Origin of the sequence: Streptococcus gallolyticus subsp. gallolyticus DSM 16831, from assembly GCF_002000985.1 — a bacterium.
Taxonomy (GTDB): Bacteria; Bacillota; Bacilli; order Lactobacillales; family Streptococcaceae; genus Streptococcus; species Streptococcus gallolyticus.
This window is the reverse complement of record NZ_CP018822.1, coordinates 487693-501377: the sequence shown is the minus strand read 5'-3', so window position 1 is coordinate 501377 and position 13685 is coordinate 487693. Positions and strand designations below refer to the sequence as shown.

Genomic DNA, 13685 nt, shown 5'->3' with positions numbered 1-13685 from the left:
TCTTATTTATTCTGGTTTAAATTCCGCTGGTCGAATACCGCGAGGAACATGCCAACCGTTTGCAGCAATGCGATTAATTAAGCTACTTGCGCTGGCAAATGTCCACATACCAACATTTTTAAACCCGTAGCGTTCAAGCAAACGAATTTGTTTAGGTGTGGTTAGCCCTTCTGTTTGACGTTTCTTAAGTCGGTCTAACAGCTTGCTAGCCTTACCAAAATTGCCAATATCATCAGTAAAGATACCGAATTTCTCTAATGCTTTTAGTTGTTTGTCTGTTGGCGGTGTCATCTCAATGCCAAACGCTGGAACATAGTCCGCTAAGTCCTCGGCTTGGATAGACATTTCAAATTGTAGTGGGTCAACTAATCGACGTTTACGCTTGCGCATTTCTGATAATTGTTTTGCAAGTGCTTCTTCACGTTCAGCCACAACGTCCTTGCTAGCTGTTTCTTCAGCTTCCAGCAATTCAAATTGTTGGTTCGTCTGTTCAGCCATGTTTTCAACCATTTTCTTAGCCACTTCTGGGCTGTCTGTGATTAGATGTGCTGGTCGGCATAGTTCGTGGCGTTCTGTATGCCAAAGGAAATCCAGAATCAACAAATTCTCTTTACCTTCAGCTAAGCGCGTGCCACGTCCTACCATTTGACTATACAGCGCTCTAACCTTTGTCGGTCTAAGCACCACAACGCAGTCAACGCTCGGACAATCCCAGCCTTCAGTCAGTAACATTGAATTACACAGAACATTGTATTTACCTTCGTCAAAGTCAGCTAAAATTTCCGCACGGTCTTCTGACTCGCCATTCACTTCAGCAGCTTTAAAGCCCTTCTTGTTTAAAATGTCGCGGAATTTCTTAGACGTCTTTACCAATGGTAAGAATACAACTGTTTTCCTGTCTGAACATTGCTTAACCATTTCATCTGCGATTTGTTCCAAATATGGATCTAACGCTGTTCCAACTTCGCTAGCCTTGAAATCACCAGCTTGTTGACTAACACTTGATAAATCCAACGTCAACGGGATAGTAACTGCTGTGATTTTTGATAAATAGCCAGATTTGATTGCGTCAACAATCGAATACTCGTAAGCTAGACTGTCGAAATATTCGCCTAGATTGCGACGATCAGATCTGTCAGCTGTAGCTGTAACTCCCAATACATCTGCGCAATCAAAGTAATTCATTACTTTTTGGTAACCATCAGCTAAAATATGGTGCGCTTCGTCTACAATAATGACATCCCAATAATCTTTTGGAAATTGTTCAAGTCGTTTATCTCTTTGAAGCGTTTGGACACTACCAACAGTTACACGATACCATGACCCTTGCGAAGTCTGCTCAGCTTTTTCGACCGAGGCACCAAGCCCAGTAACTTTTTTTAATTTATCTGCTGCTTGTTCTAGCAATTCCGAGCGGTGAGCTAAAATAAGAACACGTTTTCCTTGCCTAACCAATTCCTCGGTTAACTTAGTAAAAACTACGGTTTTCCCACACCCTGTTGGCAAAACTAATAACGTTCTTTTATGACCTTGCTCCCATTCTGACAAAATAGAGTCAATACTTTCTTGTTGATAGCTTCGTAATTCCATTTCACCAACTCCTTTGAGGTGTGTTGACGATTCTATCAATCGTCCAACCTCGCTCTACTCTGTGCTGTAATGCTGCATAAGATACCCCTAGCTTTCTGGCAAGTTCTGCCATTGTATAAGTTTTGCCTTCAAATGTAATCAAATGATTTTTACGAGTGTTGTTTGCTTGAATATAGTTATCTACCCACCTGCAATTAGAGGGTTCATAATTACCATTAACATCAATGCGGTCAATCGATAAGTTGTCGGCATATCCGTGTGATAATGACCATTCTCTGAATTTTGAATAATCCTGCCATTCGTCACAAATCTTTACCCCTCTATCACCATATCTTGCAAAATCTGGACGATTAGGATTATTACATCTTTGACGCATATTAAGCCATGTTTGGTATAAACGCTCCTTGTGTGAAAATCCATGTTTTACTTTTTTACATCCACAACTTACTGTGTGACCAGATAGTAAGGAATCTGATTTAACATGAATAGTTTTTCCGCATTTGCACTCGCAGACAAACTTGACAACAGGCTTACGACCGTTCCCGACATCTTCGGAACGGCGTAATACCCTTAGAAAACCAAAAGTCTGACCAGTTAAATCATTCTTTAATTTTCTTGTTTTCATTGTTAGTTACCTCTTAAAATTGCCCAGCTTGAAATCCTGCAGCTTGTTGTGGTGCTTGTGGTTGTTGCGGATATTGTTGAGGTTGTGCTGTTAGTTGCGCAGGGGCTTGGTAATTTTGCGCTGGTTGTTGATAAGTTGGCTGTTGTGATTGTACGTTTGCGTTCAACACTTTTGTCCAATCAACGTCATCAGCGTAAATCATCGCTTTAACGTTGTCATATTCACGGTCAGCATATTGTCCAGTACCTTTGCGTTTATTTACTCGGCAAACACCTTTTGCACCAATGACACTATTCCAATTCATACGAAGTGGTTCACCGTGTTTCTTTTGACCGATAGCACCAAAGAATGCTGACAACATACCTTCAGTTGATGTATGCAAAAATAGATTATGTGTTAATTGTGCTTCACCTTCAGCAGTTTCAATCACGATAGTAATAGTTGCTTTGTTGCAGGCTGGCAATTTTCCTGGTTTTTGTGGATTTGGCGTGTGACGTCCACGTTCAAGATTAGTAACTGTGAATTGATAGTCACCAGGTGTAATCTGTACGAATCCTTTGGCGTCTGTGGTAATTTCATCATCCCAAGCTAATTCATGGTCAAAGTTATTGTTAAATTGTGTCATGTTATTTCTCCTCGTTTTCTAAAAAGTTATTTAAATCTTTAATAAAAGTATCAAAGGTAAGATCTTCTGGAATATCACCTTTATAAATTTCGTCAATACTTTCTTCCAAAAGTTTAAGTAATGTTTCTTTAGCCATAATAATCACCTAAAATGGCAAGATACGATTGTCTTTAATCATGTTGAATACTTGGTCCCAAGCGCCAATAAGGACACCGTCGATAAATCCAGGGTCGTACATGATAACTGGCGTATCCTCTGGATAGTAACCCTTTTGAGCAACTGCCTTTTGGACTTCAAGCTCTGTGACTTGATTTTGTATCATTAAATCACGCAGCGCTTGTGGTAAGGCTAAATTAGGCTCTTGGTAAGGCTGACGTTCTGGCGCAGGCTGCGTTAAGCTTTCAGGCGCTTGTGACGGTTGCTGTGGCGTTTCTTGTGCCTGTGGTTGAACCTGTGGCGCTGGTTCGGCAGTTGGTGTTTGTTCCTGTGCTGGTGCTTGTGGAGCAGGCTCAGGCGCTGTTTGTTGTGGTTGAGGTGTAGGCTGTGGTTGCGCTTGATTAAAGATGTGTGCAATGCCTGCATAATCAAATGGCATTTCTTCTGGCAAACCATGACGATTTTTAGCGTCCCAAGCTGGGTGGTGTTGCGTGTATAGAACACGTTGCCCTCCAGTAGCCTTTTTCTTACCGTTATCGGCTGTCATAACGACTGTTTTATAATTGGCAAACAGAACCATGTCAGCCCATTCTTTAACTAACGGTGCAGTCTGTGAACTTGTCTTTTTACCGAGTTTCAACTCCCAGCGGTCATAACTTCCCATTTCGTCTGGCTGTTCAAATTTACGCATTTGAGCGTGTGCTGTTAACACAACGTTGATACCTAAATCAACCAATTCACCAAGCTGATTGAGCAGACGCCCCATTTCTTCCTTAGTGTATGTGTAGCCATTTCCCCAGCCGAAATCCTCAATACCTTTCTTACCATGTTGTGCGCAGACATCTGCAATGACTAAACTTTCTGCCCAGTCAATCGTATCAATGACAAGCGTCTTACAAACAGTTGGATTAGCTTTCACCCATGCAATTTCGTTTTTTAACATAGTGTAACTTGATGGCTTATCCAAGCGTGAGACGTCCATGTTATCTGTTGAACCTTCCGTGTCGATAAATAGCGGTTCTGGAAATTGTGCCGCAAAGGTTGACTTACCAATACCTTCAGGACCATAAACGACTACTTTTTGAGCTCGTGCGCGTTTTCCTTTTGTAATTTGCATTAATCGTCACCTCCGAAAATATCGTCAAGTGCATCAAACAACATTTCAGCTTTACTTTGACTGCTCACTTTGATTTCTTTTGGTTCCTCACCATCCAATGTTGTGAGCGTGTATTCTGCTTTGACTTCAATCGGTTCTGCGCCAAAGACGTCTAGCATTCCTTTGTAACGTTCATTTTCTTCCTCAAATTTTTCTTTTGTGATATTAATTGCACTTTCAATATCATCACTCCAGGTAGAATTAAAAGCTAAAGAAGTTTTTTTGTTTTGATAGTCCACTAGGAAAGCTCCTGTTTTCTTATCACGAAAGACGATAAATGTTTCAGTTTGTTTCATTGTTTTTTTCTCCTATTTCTTAAAATGTACCTGCTGTAAATGCTGGCTTAGCTGTTGTTGATTGTTGATGTGCTTCGTTAACGACTGAGTAACCGTCCTCGATTATCACAGCACATTCTTCACCAGTTGATACCCTTGTGGCAATGGCTTGTAAACCTTCTTGTTCTAGCCAAGCGCCAAATTGTTCAAGTGTGATTTGGTCCATTTGTTCCAACTTGTCAATTAAAACAAAGCCACATTCTGGTTTGAGTTTACGAACAATCGCAGTAGCCACCATAAGTTGTTGACTACCAGACATGTTATCCCATTCTTGCCCTTGATATAGTAGCTTACCGTCAGATACTGATAAGCCTTCAAGTGGCAAGTCTGCGTTAGTTAACAAATCTGTTTTCTGTTGACGAACAGCTTCGATTTCGTTAGTCAATTGATTGTATTGTTCACGCTGTTGTTTGGCGTCGTCTTCGGCTTTATCTTTATCAAGATTAGCGCGAACACGGCGATTGGTTTCGTCAATACGTGCAATATTTTCTTCGATTTCAGCTGTTGATTCGTCATGCAAGTCCATAGCGTCAGTCTGTGCGATAGACAAATCATTTTCAAGCTGTGCCAATTGTGCTTCTGCTTGTTTTAATTTTTGTTTGAAGTCCTCTACTTCGGCTTTCTTGAAGTCGTAATTTTGTTGAATGACTGTCACATTTTGACGCTTACGAGCATTCTCACCATTCTTAGCTAAGATAGTCTGCTGCTGTTGGATAAGCTCTGAAATACTAACCAGTTCTTTTGGTGCGTCTGGATAATACGGCTGTTCTTTGGCGAACTTTTCCTTCTGGTCAGCAATCACACCAATTGCATGACGTTGATTATAGATTTCCTTTTCTTTTAGCTCCAATTCAGCTAACTGGTCACCAACACCAATGATTTGTAAAAGCGTGTTAGCCTTGTCTTTTGGTGTGCTTTCCATGAATTTAGGTAAGTTGATAGCTAATTCTTCCACGAAGCTGTCAAGTAACTGTTGCCCTGCTTTTTGACCGTTAGGGTCAATGACTTTAAGCGAGCTATTCTTACCTTTGCGCTCAACGATAAGACCGTTTGATAAGGTTACTTTTAGTGTTGGCGGCACTATTGAGCCCTCGCGTTCTGCTTTACTTGGTTTGTATTTGTTACCACCTAATGCCCAAGCAATGCTGTCCAGAACACTGGTCTTACCTTGATTGTTATTTCCACCAATTACAGTCAAACCACTCGCTGACGGTTCAATTTTGACCGCTTTAATCCGTTTGACGTTCTCAATTTCTAGTTTATTAATTGTCACCATTTGTCATAGCCTTTCTAATTTCTAGCTGGTCGATTTCATCAAGCTGATTGATACACTTATCAAGCGTTGATGGTAAGATATACCCTTCAGCAATGATGATATCAAGCAAGTTTGCTTTTGCGACTGTTGCAAAGTAATGTTTTGTCAGTTCATTGTTTAGACGTCTATTTTCGTCTTTCAAGAACGCATTTTCGTTAATAACTTCTTGTATCATATTTGCCACCTAAATTAAGCCGTTACGGATATTGTGAATTTGGTTATAATCTTTAGCACTGGCTTCCCAACCGTTGTGTTCAAACGTCCACGTTTGCTGTAGTTCTTGTTGTTTTTTAGGTTTTGCAAAAATCCAGTTGATTAGTTTCATGTTAAATCCTTTCTCTTTTAAGCCTTGTCCAGAAGCTTTTAAATTTGATTTTCAAGCCATTTCTTAATAGCTCGCTTAGACCAGCGTTTTGCTGGCAGTTCTTTTGGAAAATCGTCTGAATAACGATATTTTTGAAATGTGCTGTAATCAATGCCTAGAAACTTGCATGTTTCTGTGGCGTTCATCAACTCGTTAAACCCGTCATCCCGTTCGATTTCCAAAAGCTTGTTTAATGTTTCCTTGATTATGCTTTTTAACCAATCAGAAAATTGTTGCATTACACTATCCATAGTGTTTCCTTTCTGGTATAATGTAAGTAAGTTATTTGGTAAGTCACTGATTTTTCAGTGGCTTTTTTTTGGTATAATCATCTCGAAAGGAGGTGATTATATGAGTTTTAAAATAAAGGGAATGGATAGAGTTGAGAAGAACCTCAATCAATTATCCAAAAATGCTCAGTCAGTTTCAGGGACACATAAATACTCTTTCAATGAAATCTTTTCTAAAAAATTCATGAGTGAAAACACTAACTTTTCAACCATAGAAGAATTTTTATTATCTAGTCCTGAAAAGATTTCTAATCAAGAGGAATTCAAGAAAGCAGACGAAAATATTTTAGATGTGTTCGTTTCTCAGCAGACTAAATTCTCAACTTGGAAAGAAATGGTAACTGAAGCTCAGAAAGCATTACTCGTCAATCGTCTTGGTTTGTAATTCTAATTCAGTGTTATTTAGCCGTTGAACTGCTGTTTCTAGTTCTTCGGCTTTTTTAACCACTTCTTTAGCTAATTCTAAAAAATCAGAAAGATTTGTGATTTCAATGCTAACTTTCATCTTGTCTCCTTTCTAAATTTGATATAATGGAAGCAAAAAATGTGAGGTGTATACTATGGATGAACTGTTACCAACAATTTTGACTTCTTTTGCCACAACAATGGCAGTAAAAGGAGCCGAAGCGCCAGCTAATACGTTTAATGAGGCATGGAAATATGTTTTCGGTTCTATTGACAGTTTTTTAATAAGAAAAAATGAAAAACGCAGAATAGATAACGAGCAATACATTAAGTCACTTACTGAAAAAGTAGAGAAAATTCCTATTGAACATATCCAAGAACCTAAAATGAGTATCCTTGGACCAGCGTTAGAAGCATCAAAATTTTATATTGAAGAAGAAAACATTAGAGAAATGTTTGCATCTTTGTTAGCTTCTTCGTTTGATTCTTCCAAAAACCCACAACTTCACCATTCATTTGTTGAAATTATTAAGCAAATGAGCCCATTAGATGCTCAAAATTTAATCACAATTGCGAAGGCAGGGAGATTTCCTGTGGCGCAATATGCAATACAATTTGATAACCAATCTACAAACCCATTAAAAAATTTAGTTTTTATTCCTTGTGAAAATCTTCATGAAGCAGTCGATGACTCCATCTTTGATTTCGACAGACACGCCACTTCAATAAGCAATTTGGAAAGACTTGGCTTGATAAAAGTAGACTTCGCAACATGGCTCACAAAAGAAAGCAGATATTCATTACTTGAAAATAACCCACTTACAGAAGCTTATAAGAATTCATATATTAATAAAAATAACAATGAATCTCTACATATTGTTAAAGGAATAATTGACATTTCACCACTTGGGTCTGATCTTTACGATATTTGTCTATCGGAATAACTTTTGTGCTAATTTTTCAAAATGATCATGTAACCATAGATCTTGCTTGTCGAAAAAATCGGCAAGCCATTTTTTTAACATAATTAAATGAAATTTCATAGCAATCATAGATGTTAACATTGCTGTCACGGAGCTGACAATAATTGTTACAAAAAAGATATTCATTAATTTCCCTCCTTTTCTAAACTATAAATTTGCGCCAATCTGTTATTTCTGATAAATTCTACAGAACCGTTGCCATCTATCATCACGTCTATTGTTTTGAAAGTAGATTCTTTTTTCTGTCCGCTATATGGATATCGTTTTGGTTTCATGTTTGCTCCTTTCTAATTGTGTTCTACTGCTCTCAACTAGCAGTTATAGCCCTAGCAAGTCATTTTGATTTGGTGAATTAAAGTTTTAAGGGAATCAGTTTAAAAAATAAATGAGGAGATTTTATTGAAAATTATTACCGTTTTGATTAATGACTTGTATTTGTTGACTTGCTAGAGCCGTAACTACTAGCTGAGAGGGGAAAGTTTACGATTCAACCACGAATCGTGGTCTTTTTAGGTAAAAAAATTTCGTGGATATCTTTTTCAAGAATATCAGCGATTAAAAACATTTCTGTTGATTTGAAATCGGTCTGACCTAGCTCTTTTGAGCGATAAGTTGTTTCAGAAATATTCAGTTTTTCAGCCATCTGCGCCTGTGTTAGCCCAGCTTCTTTACGTAATTCGTACAATTTTATTTGCATGCCCTCACCCCTTTCTAAAATGGTATAATTAAATAAAACGATTGGAGAACAAATTATGATATTTCAAGCAACAATAAACTCATCTGTTTCTAAACCTGTAACTATCGATGACGTATGCCCAAATTGTAAAAAACCAACAAATCCACACCTTGTAAATTCTTCTTATTTTTCTCTCGAAAGAGATAAAACAAGCGTGGTTTTAACATTTAGATGCTTAGGTTGTAAACATTTCTGGACAGAGGAATTTATCGCAACAAAATATCGAATAAATAGCTACACCGATAGCTACGAAATTGAGCACGTCAATGTAGTTCCAAATCTTCCTAGTGACATTTCTTTTACAGATGATCTTGAACTAATTTCCCCACTAGGTAAGCAAATTTATACTCAAGCACTAAAAGCTGAAGTTGAACAACTTGACCATTTAGCGGGGATTGGCTATAGAAAGGCTCTTGAATTTCTTATTAAAGATTTTTTGATTGCAACAAATCCAAAAGATAAAACCGAAATTGAAAAAATGCTCTTGAAACAAGTTATTGAGACGTATATCAAGGACGAAAATCTTAAAACCTTTGCTTTAGCAACTGCCTATATAGGTAACGATGAAACTCATTACACTAGACGGCATAACGATAAAGATTTACAAGATTTAAAGAAATACTTAAAAGGTGTTATTCACTACATTGAGATGCAACTTCAATTTCTTGATGCACATGAACTTGTGAATCGTCCAAAGAAATCTTAGAATCAATTTCATCAACTTTCTCTGCAATGTATGTTACAGTCCTCATGATTTCATTGAGGGCTGTTCTTTCTAGTTCGTTCATCTTTGCTCCTTTCTTTTATTTTCTTCGGCTAATTCCTTAACCTTGACTATATTATAGACCACGTTTCGTGGTCTGTCAACATTTTTTTTGCGAAAAAACAAAAAAAGTTTTCTTTTCGTGGTTTTTTATGCTATTATTATGTTGTAAGAAAAGAGGTGATGAATATGGATAAAGAAGAAATTGCCAAATTTATCGGAAATAAAATAAAAGAATATAGGAAACAAAATAATTGGACTCAAACTGAATTAGGCGAGAAAATTGGCATCGGTAAAAATGCTATAGGAAATTATGAACGTGGTTTCCGTTCTCCTAAAAAAGATACTATGTATGCTTTAGCTAACGCTTTCGATATTTCAATTGATGACTTATTTCCACCAATTGAATCAGCGAAACCAAAACAAAACATAACCAAAGTCAACTTTGACCCTCGTCAAGCGATTTTACTATCTAACTATAATAAGTTAAATGATAATCGTAAAAATAAACTTGTGCAGACATCTGAAAAACTTCTAGCTGAAGAGCAAGGTAAAGTTATTGATATTCAAGAAAAACGCGCTGAATATGATACGAGAAAACGAGTGAGCTTACCTGCTCCTGGTAAAGTATCGGCAGGGACTGGCTACTGGCAAGAAGATGATTATGACACAATGGTTGACTTTGACGCTGATGAGATACCAGATGAAGACGAGTATGATACTATCGCTATCGTCGTTGGTCATTCAATGGAACCCAAAATAAAAAATGGTGATTTCCTTTTTATCAAGCTAACAGACCAAGTCGATTTAAATAAAATCGGGATTTTTAAAGTTAACGGTGAAAATTACGTCAAGAAATTAAAAGGTGATTATTTAGAATCATTAAACAAGGAATACGATGATATTCCATTATCCGAAAATGATAACATTAGGACTATTGGGGAAGTTGTAGATATTTATAGAGAAAAGTAAAAAAAACTATCCGCAATCACTGAATTATATTTAAAAAACTGATATACAGGAGGAAAAAGAAAATGGGAATGTTTGCTAAGCGCTGTCCATATTGCAGAAGCACTAATATTCAATTTATGAATCAGGACAGAAAAAATTTCAACGGTTGTGTTGGTTGTATTGGATTTTTAATTGCTTGGCCACTCGTCCTACTTGGACTTGTCGGTAAGAACGGAAAAAACAACTGGCATTGTAATAGTTGTGGTAGAACCTTTAAAAGTAAATAATTTTTATCAATTATAGGAGAAATAAAAATGAAAAGAATGTTTTTAGTAATATCTTTATTATTTGTTAGTATTATTGTTGCTGGCTGTGGAACAACATCAACCAAAAAAGAAGTGAAATATTATGATAATGATTTTGTTACTGATTTAGGAAAGGCATTAGATGCCAGATGGGCATATACTGATGATGAAGCAAATGCTGATGTTGTAATGACTGAAGAAGGATACGAAACAGCTACTCAGACAGAGCTTGATGTTATTGAAAAATACCAAGATCTTAAATTTAAAGATAGCAAACTTAAAGAAGCTGCTTTAGCTTATATAAATGAACTAAAAAATGGGTTAGAAGTTGCTAAAACGTATGGTTCAGATTCATTTTATGATAATTGGGAAAAACATTATGATTCTAGAACTTCAAAATTAATTGCAATCAATGATATCAAAAAAATTGAAGTGTCTGAAAAAAACCAAAGTATTTTAGACGAATTGTTAGCATCTGGAAAAGAAGTTCAAACAAAGAACAAAAATGAAGATACAATAAAATCATTTGCTGATTCTCTTACATTTACATTGGATGAAGCGAATTCAGACGAATCTCTTTCATATTATATCTATACTGCTACTGCTGAAAATACTACTCAGTTGAACTTTGAATATTTATTTCTAGATATCAAGTTAATTGATGATCAGGGAACTACCGTTGATACTCAAACAATTTATGAAAATGACTGGGCGGCTAACGAGAAACGAAACCTTGAATTTACAACAGATAAAACTTTTTCAACTATTCAAATTACAGTAAATGATTATAGTTTAGAAGATTAAAGCTAACAACGTACAAATGTTCTTTTTAAGCTAAACAGTTAGAAGGGATATTGATTTATGACTAACAATTTTAGGGAACTTGTTCAAGAACTAATACAAAAACTTAAGAAAAAATAAAGTTTTTTACTCAAAAGAGTTGACAAAAAAATTAAAGTGTTCTAAAATGAATACACAATAAAGTTAGTTCAGCTCTTGAGAGTAGACCCCCCACCATAAGGGGAGTGCCGAAATCAAGAGCTTTTTGTATTTTTCGGAGGAATAAAGATTGAAAATAGCAATTTTGGTAGATGGTGGCTTTTATAGGAAACGTGCAGCAACTGTCTTAGGACATTTGACTGCTAAGCAGAGAGCAACCGAATTATATAGTTATTGTAATAGGCATCTAAAAGATACAAACTACGGTGATGAAGTCCGTCATGATTTATACAGAATTTTTTATTATGACTGTCCTCCTATTTCAAAACAAGTTTATCATCCTCAATCAAAAAGAACTATAGATTTTAGTAAGAGTGAAACTAAGGCATGGACTGAGGATTTCTTTAATGAATTGAGCCATAAACGTAAAGTTGCTCTTAGGCTCGGTGAATTAAGTGAAGGAACAGTACATTATAATTTAAAACCAAGTTCAACTAAAAGATTATTAAATAATACTATAACTGTTGAAGATTTAACTGAAAAAGACTTTAGCTTATCTATGCAACAAAAAGGTGTTGATATGCGTATAGGTCTTGATATAGCTTCTTTAGCTTATAAACACCAAGTTGATAAAATTGTATTGATAGCTGGAGATAGTGACTTTGTTCCTGCAGCAAAACTTGCTCGTCGAGAAGGGATTGATTTTGTCTTAGACCCTCTTGGTAGTCATATAAAAGATAGTCTAAGCCTTCACATTGAGGGTCTACGCACCTGTGATAACGCTTATAAGCAATAAACAAAAAAATCCCCATGTTCACCGTCGCCAAACTTTGAACATAGGGAAAAGGAAGTATAAGAAAGAGCCATTAAATGGGCACTTTTCTTGTATTCTATTTTATCATTTTAAGGGGGTGATTGTCAAAGTTCTCTAAGTTAAAAAGCCTTGTCCAGAAGCTAATTTTTAACAAGGAGAAAAAATGAAATACAATAAGACAAAATATCCAAATATATACACATATGAAACTAAAAAAGGCAAACGCTACTACGTTCGCCGAAAATTCAAGTTACATGGTAAGCAAACAGAAGTGAGTGCTAGTGGCTTAAAAACAGTCGCTGAAGCCAGACAGGCACTTGCTGAAATCGAAAACAAAATCGCAAATGGTGACTACGACCCCCGTAAAAACATGACCGTTAACGATTACTGGCAGATATACAGCGAAAATCGTATCAAAACTGGGCGTTGGGCGCCAGATACAGTTATGACAAAGACAAGTTGGTACAATCATCATTTTAGTAAACAATTTGGTGCTACGCTATTAAAAGACATTAAACGCACAAAATACGAAGCATATATATCTAGTTTATTAAATAGCTATTCAAGAGCTACTGTCATTCAAATCAATGCTCTTTTCGAAGCTATGGTAACTGACGCTGTTGTAAATGGTTATCTTGACAAAAATCCTATTTTGAAAATCTATATTGGTAAAAGCAATATTCCTACTAAAAAGAAACGATTGTCTTTAGAGGAATTTCGTGCTTGGGACGAATGCGCTCGTGAAATATTAAGCAGCTATGATTATACTATGGCTAGACTGACTTATTTCGGCTTGCGTCGAAGTGAGGTTTTAGGTATTAAATTCAGCTCATTAAATTTGGTGAACGGACGCTTTAGAATATTCTTGGACGAAAGCAGAACGGAAAGACGTCCAGAGGGCGGCAGAATGAAAACAAGAACCTCAAAACGTTATGTGTTGCTTGACGAAGAGACGACAGAATTGTTACAAAAAGCCATGATGTTTGCAAGACGAATCGCCAAAGAAAGCAATAGAATTCTCGGACAAAATGATTTTATTTTCGTCGATGAGGGAGCAAACCTCAAGAAACGAAGAGGTGAACCAATAAAATATTCTCATATCGCTACCATTTTCAAAAAAGTAAGTGCTGAATCGGAAATTCACGCTTCACCTCATATGATGAGACACTTTTTTGCTACACAAGGTCAGATTGCTGGTGTATCAATCGAGCATATGGCGGTAGCTTTAGGACATTCAACATCTTACATGACACAACAATATACGCATATTAAAGACGAGGTAGCCGGTGAAGTTACTGATTCATTCTTGCGTGCAATCAAGTAAAAAAATTCC

At 36.6% G+C, this 13685-nt stretch carries 22 protein-coding genes; 8 read left to right on the top strand and 14 right to left on the bottom strand.

What is annotated here, in order from left to right; all coding sequences use genetic code 11:
- Nucleotides 1-6: 6 nt before the first annotated feature.
- Genes BTR42_RS02760 through BTR42_RS02725 form a run of 10 tightly spaced genes read right to left on the bottom strand, consistent with a single transcriptional unit; the run spans nt 7 to nt 6417 of the window.
- Nucleotides 7-1590: a DEAD/DEAH box helicase gene (locus tag BTR42_RS02760; protein ID WP_077496291.1), complete on the bottom strand. Its 1584-nt coding sequence runs from the start codon at nt 1588-1590 to the stop codon at nt 7-9.
- 1 nt (nt 1591) lies between these two features.
- Complete coding sequence (locus tag BTR42_RS02755) at nt 1592-2215, bottom strand: hypothetical protein (protein WP_077496289.1); 624 nt, start codon at nt 2213-2215, stop codon at nt 1592-1594.
- 13 nt (nt 2216-2228) lie between these two features.
- Entirely contained in the window at nt 2229-2840 is a 612-nt protein-coding gene (locus BTR42_RS02750) for a hypothetical protein (protein WP_077496287.1), read from the bottom strand.
- A 1-nt stretch (nt 2841) separates the two neighbouring features.
- Entirely contained in the window at nt 2842-2976 is a 135-nt protein-coding gene (locus BTR42_RS12930; RefSeq protein WP_257787377.1) for a hypothetical protein, read from the bottom strand.
- 9 nt (nt 2977-2985) lie between these two features.
- Nucleotides 2986-4113 carry an ATP-binding protein gene (locus tag BTR42_RS02745; RefSeq protein ID WP_077496285.1) on the bottom strand — a complete coding sequence of 376 codons (1128 nt, stop codon included), beginning with the start codon at nt 4111-4113 and terminating at the stop codon, nt 2986-2988.
- The gene (locus BTR42_RS02740; RefSeq protein WP_077496283.1) at nt 4113-4448 is read right to left on the bottom strand and encodes a hypothetical protein; all 336 of its coding nucleotides are present in this window, start codon (nt 4446-4448) and stop codon (nt 4113-4115) included. The genes BTR42_RS02745 and BTR42_RS02740 overlap by 1 nt, the downstream gene beginning before the upstream one ends.
- Nucleotides 4449-4467: 19 nt before the next feature.
- A complete protein-coding gene (locus BTR42_RS02735; RefSeq protein WP_077496281.1) occupies nt 4468-5763 on the bottom strand; it encodes an AAA family ATPase in 1296 nt (431 codons plus the stop codon).
- Complete coding sequence (locus BTR42_RS02730) at nt 5750-5977, bottom strand: hypothetical protein (protein ID WP_077496279.1); 228 nt, start codon at nt 5975-5977, stop codon at nt 5750-5752. The genes BTR42_RS02735 and BTR42_RS02730 overlap by 14 nt, the downstream gene beginning before the upstream one ends.
- A 9-nt stretch (nt 5978-5986) precedes the next feature.
- The gene (locus BTR42_RS12635; RefSeq protein WP_012961482.1) at nt 5987-6127 is read right to left on the bottom strand and encodes a hypothetical protein; all 141 of its coding nucleotides are present in this window, start codon (nt 6125-6127) and stop codon (nt 5987-5989) included.
- 38 nt (nt 6128-6165) lie between these two features.
- On the bottom strand, nt 6166-6417 hold the full coding sequence (locus BTR42_RS02725) for a helix-turn-helix transcriptional regulator (protein ID WP_012961481.1): 252 nt from the start codon (nt 6415-6417) through the stop codon (nt 6166-6168).
- 100 nt (nt 6418-6517) lie between these two features.
- Between BTR42_RS02725 and BTR42_RS02720 the strand changes: the two genes are divergently transcribed.
- Nucleotides 6518-6841 carry a hypothetical protein gene (locus BTR42_RS02720; RefSeq protein WP_077496277.1) on the top strand — a complete coding sequence of 108 codons (324 nt, stop codon included), beginning with the start codon at nt 6518-6520 and terminating at the stop codon, nt 6839-6841.
- Here BTR42_RS02720 and BTR42_RS12495 read toward each other — a convergent pair.
- A complete protein-coding gene (locus tag BTR42_RS12495) occupies nt 6815-6961 on the bottom strand; it encodes a hypothetical protein (RefSeq protein WP_099046281.1) in 147 nt (48 codons plus the stop codon). The genes BTR42_RS02720 and BTR42_RS12495 overlap by 27 nt on opposite strands.
- 55 nt (nt 6962-7016) lie before the next feature.
- Here BTR42_RS12495 and BTR42_RS02715 point away from each other — a divergent pair, with 55 nt between their 5' ends.
- Nucleotides 7017-7805: a DUF4393 domain-containing protein gene (locus BTR42_RS02715; RefSeq protein WP_077496275.1), complete on the top strand. Its 789-nt coding sequence runs from the start codon at nt 7017-7019 to the stop codon at nt 7803-7805.
- Here BTR42_RS02715 and BTR42_RS12575 read toward each other — a convergent pair.
- The 3 genes from BTR42_RS12575 to BTR42_RS02710 form a co-directional block, all read right to left on the bottom strand.
- Nucleotides 7794-7970 (bottom strand): hypothetical protein, encoded by a 177-nt coding sequence (locus BTR42_RS12575; protein WP_157769858.1) that lies wholly within the window; start codon nt 7968-7970, stop codon nt 7794-7796. The genes BTR42_RS02715 and BTR42_RS12575 overlap by 12 nt on opposite strands.
- On the bottom strand, nt 7970-8119 hold the full coding sequence (locus BTR42_RS12570; protein ID WP_157769857.1) for a hypothetical protein: 150 nt from the start codon (nt 8117-8119) through the stop codon (nt 7970-7972). The genes BTR42_RS12575 and BTR42_RS12570 overlap by 1 nt, the downstream gene beginning before the upstream one ends.
- A 212-nt stretch (nt 8120-8331) precedes the next feature.
- Complete coding sequence (locus tag BTR42_RS02710; protein ID WP_077496273.1) at nt 8332-8541, bottom strand: helix-turn-helix transcriptional regulator; 210 nt, start codon at nt 8539-8541, stop codon at nt 8332-8334.
- 55 nt (nt 8542-8596) lie between these two features.
- Between BTR42_RS02710 and BTR42_RS02705 the strand changes: the two genes are divergently transcribed.
- The 6 genes from BTR42_RS02705 (at nt 8597) to BTR42_RS02680 (ending at nt 13676) form a co-directional block, all read left to right on the top strand.
- Nucleotides 8597-9286: a DUF4145 domain-containing protein gene (locus BTR42_RS02705; protein ID WP_077496271.1), complete on the top strand. Its 690-nt coding sequence runs from the start codon at nt 8597-8599 to the stop codon at nt 9284-9286.
- Between the two features lie 246 nt (nt 9287-9532).
- Nucleotides 9533-10315, top strand: a complete 783-nt coding sequence (locus tag BTR42_RS02700) for a helix-turn-helix domain-containing protein (RefSeq protein WP_077496269.1) — start codon at nt 9533-9535, stop codon at nt 10313-10315.
- 62 nt (nt 10316-10377) lie between these two features.
- Entirely contained in the window at nt 10378-10581 is a 204-nt protein-coding gene (locus tag BTR42_RS02695; protein ID WP_033152430.1) for a hypothetical protein, read from the top strand.
- Between the two features lie 27 nt (nt 10582-10608).
- On the top strand, nt 10609-11403 hold the full coding sequence (locus BTR42_RS02690; protein WP_077496267.1) for an FxLYD domain-containing protein: 795 nt from the start codon (nt 10609-10611) through the stop codon (nt 11401-11403).
- Between the two features lie 265 nt (nt 11404-11668).
- Complete coding sequence (locus tag BTR42_RS02685; protein ID WP_077496265.1) at nt 11669-12334, top strand: NYN domain-containing protein; 666 nt, start codon at nt 11669-11671, stop codon at nt 12332-12334.
- Nucleotides 12335-12515: 181 nt separating this feature from the next.
- A complete protein-coding gene (locus BTR42_RS02680; protein WP_077496263.1) occupies nt 12516-13676 on the top strand; it encodes a tyrosine-type recombinase/integrase in 1161 nt (386 codons plus the stop codon).
- Nucleotides 13677-13685: the final 9 nt, after the last annotated feature.

Coding starts and splice junctions, on each gene's coding strand:
- BTR42_RS02735 (WP_077496281.1), bottom strand. CDS start 5,763: ATGGTGACAATTAATAAACTAGAAATTGAGAACGTCAAACGGATTAAA.
- BTR42_RS12575 (WP_157769858.1), bottom strand. CDS start 7,970: ATGAATATCTTTTTTGTAACAATTATTGTCAGCTCCGTGACAGCAATG.
- BTR42_RS02690 (WP_077496267.1), top strand. CDS start 10,609: ATGAAAAGAATGTTTTTAGTAATATCTTTATTATTTGTTAGTATTATT.
- BTR42_RS02750 (WP_077496287.1), bottom strand. CDS start 2,840: ATGACACAATTTAACAATAACTTTGACCATGAATTAGCTTGGGATGAT.
- BTR42_RS02745 (WP_077496285.1), bottom strand. CDS start 4,113: ATGCAAATTACAAAAGGAAAACGCGCACGAGCTCAAAAAGTAGTCGTT.
- BTR42_RS12495 (WP_099046281.1), bottom strand. CDS start 6,961: ATGAAAGTTAGCATTGAAATCACAAATCTTTCTGATTTTTTAGAATTA.
- BTR42_RS02715 (WP_077496275.1), top strand. CDS start 7,017: ATGGATGAACTGTTACCAACAATTTTGACTTCTTTTGCCACAACAATG.
- BTR42_RS02725 (WP_012961481.1), bottom strand. CDS start 6,417: ATGGATAGTGTAATGCAACAATTTTCTGATTGGTTAAAAAGCATAATC.
- BTR42_RS02740 (WP_077496283.1), bottom strand. CDS start 4,448: ATGAAACAAACTGAAACATTTATCGTCTTTCGTGATAAGAAAACAGGA.
- BTR42_RS12635 (WP_012961482.1), bottom strand. CDS start 6,127: ATGAAACTAATCAACTGGATTTTTGCAAAACCTAAAAAACAACAAGAA.
- BTR42_RS12570 (WP_157769857.1), bottom strand. CDS start 8,119: ATGAAACCAAAACGATATCCATATAGCGGACAGAAAAAAGAATCTACT.
- BTR42_RS02720 (WP_077496277.1), top strand. CDS start 6,518: ATGAGTTTTAAAATAAAGGGAATGGATAGAGTTGAGAAGAACCTCAAT.
- BTR42_RS02700 (WP_077496269.1), top strand. CDS start 9,533: ATGGATAAAGAAGAAATTGCCAAATTTATCGGAAATAAAATAAAAGAA.
- BTR42_RS02730 (WP_077496279.1), bottom strand. CDS start 5,977: ATGATACAAGAAGTTATTAACGAAAATGCGTTCTTGAAAGACGAAAAT.
- BTR42_RS02755 (WP_077496289.1), bottom strand. CDS start 2,215: ATGAAAACAAGAAAATTAAAGAATGATTTAACTGGTCAGACTTTTGGT.
- BTR42_RS02705 (WP_077496271.1), top strand. CDS start 8,597: ATGATATTTCAAGCAACAATAAACTCATCTGTTTCTAAACCTGTAACT.
- BTR42_RS02695 (WP_033152430.1), top strand. CDS start 10,378: ATGGGAATGTTTGCTAAGCGCTGTCCATATTGCAGAAGCACTAATATT.
- BTR42_RS02760 (WP_077496291.1), bottom strand. CDS start 1,590: ATGGAATTACGAAGCTATCAACAAGAAAGTATTGACTCTATTTTGTCA.
- BTR42_RS02680 (WP_077496263.1), top strand. CDS start 12,516: ATGAAATACAATAAGACAAAATATCCAAATATATACACATATGAAACT.
- BTR42_RS02710 (WP_077496273.1), bottom strand. CDS start 8,541: ATGCAAATAAAATTGTACGAATTACGTAAAGAAGCTGGGCTAACACAG.
- BTR42_RS12930 (WP_257787377.1), bottom strand. CDS start 2,976: ATGGCTAAAGAAACATTACTTAAACTTTTGGAAGAAAGTATTGACGAA.